Below are 10,875 nucleotides of genomic sequence, written 5' to 3' on the forward strand. Positions count from 1 at the left end.
TTATGGCAAATGAAGTACAGAATGTAACAAAAGATGACCGCTACAACAAAAATGAATACCAGCTTTTAGGCATCCTGCTGCAGTATCCGGACAAGATTGATGAAGTTGCTGATCTGCTTGAGGTAAAGCATTTTCTGGATCCTCAGGCTTCGATTATTTTTGATCAACTTTTAAAACAGTATCAGCAGGACAATCAGATTTCTCGAACCAAACTTTTAATCGATCTCCAGAGTCAGAATGCTGTAGATGAGGCCGAGCAAATTATTGAGCGGCTGACTTCTGGTTTTAATACAGTTGATGAACTGAAGCCGACTATTGATTTAATCAAAAAAGATTATCAGCGCTCTCTTTTAAAAAGGGCTTCCAATAAACTGAGGGATTTAACTGAAGCCAATGACCTGACTATTGATGACTATCAGGCCCGGGCTCAGGAAATAATTTTTCAGGCAACAAGTGAGAGTAATGACTTAGAAAAACATATTTATAATATGGAAGAAGTTTTAATGGAGTCTTTTTCCAACTACATGGACCGCAAGCACAAAAAGGCTGATGTCGGTCTGCGCACAGGCTTTATTTCTCTTGATAATTTAATTGGAGGTTTTAAACGCGGTCACCTGACAGTAATTGCGGCTTCTACCTCGATGGGGAAAACCGCCTTTGCAATTAATATCGCCAAAAATGTACTTAAACGAAAAGCCAAGGTAGCCATTATGTCGCTTGAGATGGATGCAACTGAGGTTGTAGACAGAATGGTAGTCCAGGAATCACAGGTCAATGCCTGGAAGTATACTCAGGGTGAGACCAACGACGAGGAAGATCAGCGGGTTTCCAAAGCTTTAGATAATTTACATGAGCTGCCCTTAATGATTTCTGATGAACGTGGTTTAAATACCGCCCAGATCAGAGCCCGCCTGCGGAAATTTAAGGCGCAAATGGATGGAATGGATCTGGCAATTATTGATTACCTGCAGATGATTCAGCTGCCAGAAGAACATGCACAGAATACCGCCCGGGCAGTCGGTCAAATTGTACTGCAGCTTAGAAACCTGGCCTCAGAGCTTGATATTCCGGTTATTTTGATTTCTCAGATTTCTCGTAGTTTTACCAGCCGGACAGATAAAAGACCGGTTCTCTCGGACTTAAGAGACTCCGGTAATATTGAGGAGGTTGCTGATGGTGTTATTTTCCTTTACCGTCATGCTCACACCTCTGCCAAAGCTCGAGAGGAAGCAGAAGCCGAGGGTACCGAAAGTGATACAGATATAATTATTGCTAAACAGCGTACAGGACAAACAGGCTCGATCAAACTCTTTTTTGAAGAAGAATTTATCCGTTTTGTGGATCCCGAAAATCTCTCACTGGAAGGAACGATGCCTCATGGATAATCTGGATAGTCTGGATTTAAAGCTGGTACTTTCCTTTGCCAATGCTTATCGCCGGCTCAATGAAAAAGGTGAAATCAGTGATCAGCAGCTGGATGAGGTTATGCAGCTGGTGGAAAATTATCAGAACTTTGCTCCCACTGAATTCAAATCCCGGCTGCACGAGATTTTCCCGGAAAGTGATTTTTAAAGCTACACGTACACGTACCGGGAACCACCCGATTTATGTCGAATTATGTAGGCTAGGAGGTCAGTTTATGGAAGAAGAAAAAATTAATAAAATGATCGAATACCTGGACCAGCTGGAAGAAGTTAATCAATATACACTGGAAAATTACCTTGATAATTTTTTTGTTAAACGGACTGCAGAAAGATTAATCCAGCTGATAGTTGAAACTGCGACGGATATAAATGGACATCTGATAGTTAGTTCAGGCCATAAGCCTCCAGCAGATTATTTCACTTCTTTTATTAAATTAAGTGATTGTCAGATAGTGGATCAAAAATTTGCTGAAAAAATTGCACCCTCAGCCGGATTGAGAAATCGCCTGGTTTATGAATATGAGGAAATAGATGATGAAATTGTTTACAAAAGCATCCAAAAAACAATTGAGAGTTACAAAAAATATATTAGGAAAATTGAAAAATACCTCAAAAACATTGAAAACTCCAGCCGCTAAGCTGGAGCTTTTTTATTGCTAAATATCATAATATTTTTGCTGATCACCATTATCATTATTGCTGTTATCCGGGCCAGAATTCGTTTTATTTTTTTCCTGATCTTTTTGCTGATCTTCGTGCACCGGCTCAGAACTAACATCATAGTCAACATCGATATGGGCTGGTCTTTCGGGAATGATGGCCCAGGCTATGATATAGGCCCAGAATCCTGCTCCCCAGAGAACAGTGAAAACAACTGCTCCCACCCGGACCAGAGTTGGATCCCAATCAAAATATTCTGCAATACCACCACAGACACCACCAATTTTTCGATCATCACGGGAACGATAAAGTTTTTTCATTTTTCTTCACCTCTTTCTTTTAACCATTTAAAATTCGCTCCTTAAACTTCTGCTGGTTTTTCTTTAAATAATACTCAAAATCAAGGTATTTCCTGATCATTAAAGATTGATAAGAAGCTGCATCAAAGTCATTCTTTTTATAGATCAAATAATTTTCCTTAACAACTTCATATTTTAAAAGAGCTGAAGCCTGATTTAAAATAACTAAGTCGATATTATCAAGTCCCTCTTTTATAAATTCCTCGTATAATTTAATTTTAATTTCTCCACTTTTTTCGCTATAATCAGCTTCTAAAAGAACTGCAATATCTATATCGCTATTTTGATCAGCTTTATCACGGGCCTGAGAGCCAAAAAGATAGACAGCCTGAATAAACTTATATTCTTTTGCGATATTATTTATCTTATCGATTATTTGCTGATCCATTATATCAGCTCCTCAACAATTAAATTAAAAATCAAACTTTTAAATGGGTGTTATTGGATAATTTTCAGATTAGAAATCTTCTTTATATAATTATAAAACAAATTGAAACTAATTAACAGTAAATTTTTATATTTAATCTCAATTAATTAAGAAATCTGATTTAAGAGACTGTTCACTGTTAACTGAATTTGAGCAATTACAATAGAGAGTAGACCTATTTTTTGGAAGTTTATGGTTCGGTAAACGGTACGGGCAGGTTAAAAAGTATAGCTTAAAGTTATTTCGAGACCCTTTGCATCTCCACCGAGCATCTCTTCTTCGGCGCCAGCAGCAATGCTTCCCCTGAGTTCAAGCTGCAGATTACTCCCGAATAAATAGGTATAATTGGGAATGAAAATTGTACTGCCGTCATCAAGATAACTGACTGTCATAATTCCGATAGAAGAAAACTCATCGATCTCATAACTGATATTTGTATTGAAAAAATCTAAATTATTTTCCAGATTAGAAGTACTTCCAGTATCTGCAGCTGCTCCGAGATTGAAAAAATCAAAAGAAGAAATATCTCCCTCTACTCCTTCCAGTCTCAAATACTCACCCTGCAGATAAAGCTGGCTTCCGGCCAGAAAATTATAACTGTAGTCTGTACCCAGCTGATAAATATCATAGTCAATCTCTTCATTCTGCCAGAGTCCGTAAGCTCCATAAACTCCCACCGGACCTAAATCACCTTTTGCTGTCAGTCCGTAACGTTCAAAGTCAGTACTGGCAGGCACAGGGGTCCGCACATAACTGGCAGTTAAATCATAGCCTCTAAATGTAGTCCGACCTCTTAAAGCCCATTTATGGTCTTTTCCTTCCACATCAGTTGCCACAAAAGTCAGCCCACTGCCCCAGTTAATTGGATAATATAATTCTACTCCGTCCACAAATTTCGCTCTGCTTTCTTCTTCCAAATTTTCTGCGCCAAGGGTGTAATCAACCGGATTAATTAGAGCCCCATAAGCCCAGGAAACCGGCTGACGCCCTAACTTTGCCGTAAATGGTCCCAGCTCCTGTCTTAAATATAACTTTTTGAACCAGAGATCAACTTTATCCTCAGCTGCCTCATCCAGGCTAATCACAGCCCGGTTTTGAATATCAAGAGGAAAATCATAAGGCAAAAACCACTCCAGTTCTAATTCTGCTGCCAGAGAGTTATCAAGTTCCGAATCAGAATAACTCAAATTGCTGATCAAACTTGCCTGACCACCAATATCGGCTGCCAGCGAAGATGGGGCCAGCATCAAAACCAGAAACATAAATATCAGAGCTGTCAGGGCAAATTTTAACTCCAACCCAAAATTATTTTTTCGTGATTTTAAATGCAGTTTTAATCTGTCTTTTTTCCAGAAATGACTCATTGTATTCCACCACCTAACATTTTTAGCCGAGTTAGTTTAGATAATCGGGATAATCCAGAGTTCAAAATCTTCAGCACAGAACCTAACGCAGACGCTCCAGGGTGAAGATATCTTCGGGCAGCTCAGGCTCAAATTGAATCTCATTTACTATAAATTCAGTACTTGTATTCTGGCGCAGCTTATTTTCCATAATCATTCTGGTTGGATACCAGCGGCCTTCAATCTCTTCCACATTTAAAACGGTGGCTACCTTTAACAACCTGCCGCTTTCTGCATATAATTCTTCCTTTAGACCGACAAATCTCTCCCGGTCAATCCAGACAACCCGGCGGTAATAGCTTACTTCTTTACCTGGAACCTTAACTCCTTCCAGTTTATAGGCCGGACGGCCTTCGTATTCTTCTTCACCCAGAAGTTCAAAATCATAGAGCTCAGTTAATTTATCAGATTCCAACATATCCTGATAGGAAAAATCGCTGCCCATCATTCCCTGTTCCAGCATATGACCTGAAATTTTAACCAGGTCTTCTGCCTGGGGGAAAAACATCCAGAGATCATCATCTCTTTTTAAAAACCTGGTTCCTCTGTCTCTGGGATTTGTAAATTCTGCCAGAGCGTTATCTCCATCCTGCCAGCTGCGCATCGTTTTAGTTTGAGTTCTGCCGCTGTTTTTTATAATCATTTCTGCTTCCGAATAAGCTGTAATCACATATTCATTTTCATCCCTGCGGTTGATTATCTCATCTGCAGTCAGATCCTGGGCCAGCAGAGCCGAATTAAAAGATAATAATAGGAGCATCAAAACGGCCGCAGTTGAGAAAAAAATCAGTTTTTGTTTATTTACTTTTGCTTTAAACATAATATCACTCCTCTTCAATTTAAGTTTATCAAAACAATCTTAGTTTTTATAGTAGTCTCCACACTTTATAATTTACTCCGGCACTTTATCATTTGAATTACTTAAATTTCTCTTAAGGCTTCCGTTGGTTCTAATTTTGCTGCCCGTCTGGCCGGAATAATTGCTGTTATGGTAGTTACTACAACGCCAATAGCAAAGCCAAAGAGCATATGCTCCACTTTAGAAGTAGGATAAATAATTGGATTCATTAAAATATCTACATCCTGAAAAGCAGCACTGTAATCAAAACCTACCCCTGCCAGATAATAATTAATTATGCCTCCACCAATTGCTCCGGCAAGACTTCCAATCAGAGCCATTGCAGTACCTTCTAAAATAAAAAGCTGCATAATCTCACTGCTTTTTAAACCAAGAGCACTCATCATTCCGATTTCCTGAGTTCTTTCTTTAACTATCATCACCAGAGTATTAATTACAACTATCGAAGCCAATAGGACTAAGAATAGATAAACAAAATTATAGATTGTCTCACTGACTTCCAGAAGCTGAATAAAACTGCTGCCACCCCGCCAGCTCTGAGCCAGATATTTCTCGCCTCCATTTTGTTCTAAATAATTCTGGACAGCCGGCAGGTATGTTTCAGCCTGATCTCGGTTTTCACCAACCAGCAGTAGTTCAGTACTTTCCTCTTCCAGGTAAAGGAGCTGCCTTGCTGTATCAATCGGCATAAAAACTACATCTTCATTTAATAATGGTAAGTTGCTTGTAATTTCTCCAACTATCTCAAAAGTTGCCCCCTGAAAAGAGCTGAAAGCAGTTGTATAAACCATTGTAACCTTTTCGCCGACACTGCGGTTGATTTTTTCCAGAAGTCTGGTACCCATTACAACTTCTCTGTTGCCGGCTTCTACCATTCGTCCCTGACTCAATTCCCGAGCCAGATTGGTAAAGGCCAGTTCTTTTTCGCTGTTAACTCCCCAGGCCAGCATCTGGACCAGCTCTTCCTCTGTACTGACTGCTGCCCCAAATTTAAGCCGGGGAATCACCATTTCTATTCCCTGTAGTTCTTCTAAATCAGACTGCATCTCTGTCAGCGACTTATCTCCAATTCCATTAACAGTATAATTTAGAGAAAGCAGCCTTTCTTTCTGCGCATATTCCTCATCTATTATTTTGATATGGCCTGTATCATAGTGAATATAGAGTTCATAAGTATCAGCAACCATCCCATCTATTAATCCCCTGGTAAAAACAATTACCATCACTGCAAAGGCAATAGCCAGGATAGAAACTATCGTTCTTAATTTATTTCTAAACATATTTTTGAAAGCAATATTCATTAAAAATTTCATTTCCCAACCCCCTTAGCGGTGATAAATTGCTTTTACCGGATCTTTTCGTGCTGCCCATAAAGCAGGAAAAATACTTGCCAGTATCGAAACGAAAACACCATAGACAAAGACAAAAATAAAAGAAGAAATTTCCCAGCCGGCATAAATTGTGCCGCTTAAAGGAAAACCATAATTGATATCTCCTCCTCCGGTAAGAGCGGACATGTCAATTCCATTAAGATTAAAAATCCAGAGTCCTAATGAACCCATGATTATCCCCATTACTCCACCAATGATTCCGATTCCAGCTGCTTCTCCCATAAAAGTATATACAATCTCGCGCTGATGCATACCCAGGGCCTTCATCATTCCGATTTCTTCCATTCTCTCTAAAGCAGATAGAATTACAGTATTTACAATTCCGACTGCAGCCATAGTTAAAATTATTGCCAGAATTACCTGGGTTTCAATTTCCTGCATTTCCAGCATGGTGACCAGACTCTCTGCAGCATCACGCCAGGAATAAGCATTAAGCTCCCCCTCGAGCCTCCCGGTGAGGCTGGCAGCTGCATTTACTGCCTGATCCTGATCTTCAAGTCTGAGCACATAATGACTAATTTTATCTTCAACATTTAATCTCTGCTGGGCTGTGGAAAGAGAACTAAAAATATTACTTTCATTTAGACTGGGATGAGGAGTATTAAATAAACCAACTATTTCTCCATCAATGGTATTAAAAGTTTTCTCCTCAGTCCTGATCAGCATAATCGCAAAATCTCCCAGACTAAAATCCATCAGCTCAGCCAGCTTTGCCCCCATAATAATCTCACTGCTGTCAGCTTCGGGCATTCTACCTTCCACCAGATGCTGCTCCAGTTCAAAAACCTGACTGTCCTGTCCTGGTTCAATTCCAACCCCGGTTACCGGCAGTTCATCTATGCCATTATTTAAGTTAACTGAAAAATTAAGCCTTTTTGTTAAGTCCACAAATCCCTCAGTTTGTTTCAGTTCAGATTCTACTGCTGCTGAAGGTCTAATTAAATCTCTGAGCGGCAGTTCTCTTCGATCATCCCAGTAGTCCTGATTGGCTACCTGCAGATGACCGCTCTCTAAATTTATTATATTATCAAATGACATTTCAGTCATCCCGATCATTAAGCCTTCAGTTAGAATATAGATTAAAATTGCAAAGGCAATTATCAGAGCAGTAATCACTGTCCTTCTTTTGTGGCGGCTTAAATTTTTAATCGCCATTTTCAGAAAAAACATGACTAATCCCTCCTCTGATCGTTAGTAATTTTTCCGTCCTTGATTTCAATCAAACGCCGGGCATAATCCATTACCTGAGGGTCATGAGTTGAAAAAATAAAGGTTGTATTTGACTCTCTATTCATCTCTTTCATCAGTTCCAGAACTTCCTGACTTGTTTCCGAATCAAGGTTTGCAGTTGGTTCATCAGCCAGCACCAGTTTGGGCTCTTTAATTAAAGCCCTGGCAATTGCCACCCGCTGTTTCTGGCCTCCCGAAAGTTCATTTGGCCTGCGGTTAGCCATCTCGCCAAGTCCAACTTCCTCCAGCAGAGACATTACTCTATCTCTTCTTTCTTTTTTGCTGTGTTTTTCAATCAGTCGAATTGCAAATTCTACATTTTCAAAAGCTGTTAAAACTGGGATTAGATTATAACTCTGAAAAATAAAGCCCAGATTATAGCGCCTTACCTCAGCCAGTTCTTTATTATTTAAGTCATTAATGGAGTGTTCATCAAAAATGATTTCTCCGGCTGTTGACTTATCAAGACAGCCAATCATATTAAGTAAAGTAGTTTTTCCAGAACCAGATGGTCCAAAAATAGTTGTGAATTCCCCTGATTCAATTTCTAAGTCTATGCCTCTCAGTGCCGGAACAGCAATTTTACCCTGCTGGTAAGTCTTTTCCAATCCTCTTAACTTAATTAGTGACATTTTTCTCTCCCCCTTACTATACCATTTTTTATGATATAGATCATTTTATCAACATATTCCATAATCTCATCTAAATTATTGGGATCATGGTTTTCGAAAAAATAGTTTACAATACTAATTAAAAAATCAGTCAGCATAAATGCTGTGAATTTAATATCAATCTCTGGATCAACTTCTTCTTTTTTGACAGCCTCTTCTAAGAGCTGTTCAAATAATTGATTACCCCTTGGACGGTTGTCAGAATAGACTTCTTTTTTGAGACTTTCATTATTGCTATTTAAAAGTTGATCCCCGATTTCAGAAAATAATGGATATTCTCTTTTGAATTGAATTCTAGCAATAAAAACTTTTCTTAAAAGCTCAAAAAAATCTAGCTTCTGATAGTCCTGCAGTTTCCGCCTCACAAATTCAATCTTAATATCTGATGCCTGACCAATAATATATTTATAAAGATCTTTTTTATTGTTAAAATATTGATAAAAACTTCCTTTTGAGATATCTGCCTGCTCAATGATTCGATTGATACTTGTTTTTAAATAGGGATAGGCAGCAAACTCTTCTGTTGCTGCATCAATAATCCGCTGCTGTTTTGTTTCGTTCAGATTGAAAAAAGTCTGTTTGGGCATTAACTCACCTTCTTTTTTTATTAAAATAAATTTTCTGAAATAATATGACTTTGAGGTCATGTGACTTTGTAGTCACATTATATTCTTTTAATTTTCCTTTGTCAACTCTTTTTTTAAAAAAAATAAAATTATTAGTTAAAAGTTAGAGGGCTTCCTTCCTGAATTCAGAGCACAGAACAAAATGGCCTGACGGCCACCCTACTATAGAAGTTAATTAATATTTCTTTAGTAGGGTTTTATCTTTCAAATGTGTATTTAAACTTCATTTCCGCACCACATTCAGGACATGCCACTCCTGGCATTTCTCCTTCTTTCAAATATTTTCCCATTGCAAACTCATCTATTACATAACCTGGAACTTCATCTTCCTCCCCACACTTAGGACATTCATATTTATACCACTCTTTGTCTGTGTCTTCCGGGGAATGGAATGGGATCTCCATATTTTCTTGCCAGTTTTTTTCTTTCATATCTTGGATCAACCTCCCAACTATTGCTTTTAATATATCTTCCACTATCATCGGTATGTTCTATATGATATAGAAAATCATATAATGGATGCCAAATCTCATACAAGACCATTTCTTCACCACAATTTTTACATCTGACTGGATCTTTACCAAAACTTTTTATCATTCTTTCTCTCCAGCTTAATGATATGGTTATTTTATGGTGCATGATTAGTCTTAATTGTCTTCTTTTCATGTATTTCCACAGAGCTACTATCTTTTTTACTCTTTTGTTGTAGCCTCTTCTGTAGAGCCCATATCGTCTGGTCATCTTAAAATATTTAGGTGGAATATGCATTATTATTCTGCCAATAAATTTCATGGCTGATAGCTCTAATTCCACTCTCTTTTTTGTTTTATGATCTTCATACCAGAACCTTACCTTTTTCCCATCATACTCTAAAATTCTATATTCTGCAATAGCTGGTCTGGCTAAATATCTTCCTATGTATTTTGCTGCTCCTCGAGCACTATTCATTCTACTTTCTGCATTGACATAAAAACCTTCTTTGTATCTTCTGTAGAAATATCTAATCAGATTTTGAACCTTTTGGTTATCTGGAAATCTTTCTTTAAAAATGTCTAAAAGCACTTTCTGCCATGCTTTTCTTAAGTATTTGTAGGAAAAATATCCTACTTTACTCCACTGATGATACTTATCTAATGCGCCTTCTGCTATTAATGCATGCACATGAGGATTAAAGCTCATATCACGGCCAAATGTATGAACTACTGTTATTATTCCAGCTTCATATTTATGAATTTTACCTTTTTTATCTATATATCGCTGAATTAATTCTGCCACTTTATTACTTAATTCTTTTATGATATCTTTCTGCCAATAAATATATCCTCTTAATTCTTCTGGAACAGTAAATACCATGTGTCTATGGCTGACATCTAAGATCATATCAACCTGTTTGTCTACCCATTTATCTACATAAACTTTACCACATCTAGAGCAGAACCTACTTTTACAGCTGAAGCTGACAATATGCTCTTCACCACAGTCCAGGCATTTATATTTAGCATAACCATTTTCTGGATTACCACATTTCATTGACTTTTCTACCTGATCAATTACATGGTTTAACATATCAGCAGGCACTCTACCTGGAAGATGTTTAATCTTAAACTCTTCCCAATGGTCATTCAATATTGTTTTAATTTTAATGTGTTTTCCTCTTTGTTTTGAGCTCATAATATTTTTATCATTCTACAAAGTTATCCACATTCCTGCAAAAGCATAATTTCCTATATAAGAACAAAATGGCCTGACGGCCACCCTACTATAGAAGTTAATTAATATTTCTTTAGTAGGGATTTATCTTTCAAATGTGTATTTAAACTTCATT

13 protein-coding genes are annotated in these 10,875 nt (G+C 37.8%); 3 read left to right on the forward strand and 10 right to left on the reverse strand.

Annotated features, from left to right (window positions below; translation table 11 throughout):
- Positions 1-2 precede the first annotated feature (2 nt).
- The 3 genes from C7958_RS09975 (at position 3) to hepT (ending at position 2,062) form a co-directional block, all read left to right on the forward strand.
- Entirely contained in the window at positions 3-1,385 is a 1,383-nt protein-coding gene (locus C7958_RS09975; protein ID WP_111572531.1) for a replicative DNA helicase, read from the forward strand.
- Complete coding sequence (locus tag C7958_RS09980; protein WP_111572532.1) at positions 1,378-1,572, forward strand: hypothetical protein; 195 nt, start codon at positions 1,378-1,380, stop codon at positions 1,570-1,572. Before C7958_RS09975 ends, C7958_RS09980 begins: the two co-directional genes overlap by 8 nt.
- 67 nt (positions 1,573-1,639) lie before the next feature.
- Positions 1,640-2,062 (forward strand): type VII toxin-antitoxin system HepT family RNase toxin, encoded by a 423-nt coding sequence (hepT, locus tag C7958_RS09985; protein ID WP_166668518.1) that lies wholly within the window; start codon positions 1,640-1,642, stop codon positions 2,060-2,062.
- Positions 2,063-2,080: 18 nt separating this feature from the next.
- Here the strand turns inward: hepT and C7958_RS09990 are convergent, their stop codons facing one another.
- The 10 genes from C7958_RS09990 to C7958_RS10035 all read right to left on the reverse strand — a co-directional run bounded on the left by C7958_RS09990 (position 2,081) and on the right by C7958_RS10035 (position 10,721).
- The gene (locus C7958_RS09990; RefSeq protein ID WP_111572534.1) at positions 2,081-2,404 is read right to left on the reverse strand and encodes a PspC domain-containing protein; all 324 of its coding nucleotides are present in this window, start codon (positions 2,402-2,404) and stop codon (positions 2,081-2,083) included.
- A 19-nt stretch (positions 2,405-2,423) separates the two neighbouring features.
- Complete coding sequence (mntA, locus tag C7958_RS09995; RefSeq protein ID WP_111572535.1) at positions 2,424-2,831, reverse strand: type VII toxin-antitoxin system MntA family adenylyltransferase antitoxin; 408 nt, start codon at positions 2,829-2,831, stop codon at positions 2,424-2,426.
- A gap of 257 nt (positions 2,832-3,088) precedes the next feature.
- The gene (locus tag C7958_RS10000; RefSeq protein ID WP_111572536.1) at positions 3,089-4,234 is read right to left on the reverse strand and encodes a porin; all 1,146 of its coding nucleotides are present in this window, start codon (positions 4,232-4,234) and stop codon (positions 3,089-3,091) included.
- A gap of 82 nt (positions 4,235-4,316) precedes the next feature.
- Positions 4,317-5,093: an outer membrane lipoprotein-sorting protein gene (locus C7958_RS10005; RefSeq protein ID WP_111572537.1), complete on the reverse strand. Its 777-nt coding sequence runs from the start codon at positions 5,091-5,093 to the stop codon at positions 4,317-4,319.
- 101 nt (positions 5,094-5,194) lie between these two features.
- A complete protein-coding gene (locus tag C7958_RS10010) occupies positions 5,195-6,445 on the reverse strand; it encodes an ABC transporter permease (protein WP_111572538.1) in 1,251 nt (416 codons plus the stop codon).
- Positions 6,446-6,457: 12 nt separating this feature from the next.
- On the reverse strand, positions 6,458-7,693 hold the full coding sequence (locus C7958_RS10015) for an ABC transporter permease (protein ID WP_111572539.1): 1,236 nt from the start codon (positions 7,691-7,693) through the stop codon (positions 6,458-6,460).
- Positions 7,694-7,695: 2 nt separating this feature from the next.
- Positions 7,696-8,385 carry an ABC transporter ATP-binding protein gene (locus C7958_RS10020; RefSeq protein WP_111572540.1) on the reverse strand — a complete coding sequence of 230 codons (690 nt, stop codon included), beginning with the start codon at positions 8,383-8,385 and terminating at the stop codon, positions 7,696-7,698.
- The gene (locus tag C7958_RS10025; protein ID WP_111572544.1) at positions 8,376-9,011 is read right to left on the reverse strand and encodes a TetR/AcrR family transcriptional regulator; all 636 of its coding nucleotides are present in this window, start codon (positions 9,009-9,011) and stop codon (positions 8,376-8,378) included. Before C7958_RS10025 ends, C7958_RS10020 begins: the two co-directional genes overlap by 10 nt.
- Before the next feature lie 236 nt (positions 9,012-9,247).
- Positions 9,248-9,481, reverse strand: a complete 234-nt coding sequence (locus C7958_RS10030; RefSeq protein WP_111572541.1) for a hypothetical protein — start codon at positions 9,479-9,481, stop codon at positions 9,248-9,250.
- Positions 9,405-10,721, reverse strand: a complete 1,317-nt coding sequence (locus C7958_RS10035) for an IS91 family transposase (protein WP_111572542.1) — start codon at positions 10,719-10,721, stop codon at positions 9,405-9,407. Before C7958_RS10035 ends, C7958_RS10030 begins: the two co-directional genes overlap by 77 nt.
- Positions 10,722-10,875 lie beyond the last annotated feature (154 nt).

The sequence above is a fragment of the Halanaerobium saccharolyticum genome (assembly GCF_003259895.1).
GTDB lineage: Bacteria > Bacillota > Halanaerobiia > Halanaerobiales > Halanaerobiaceae > Halanaerobium > Halanaerobium saccharolyticum_A.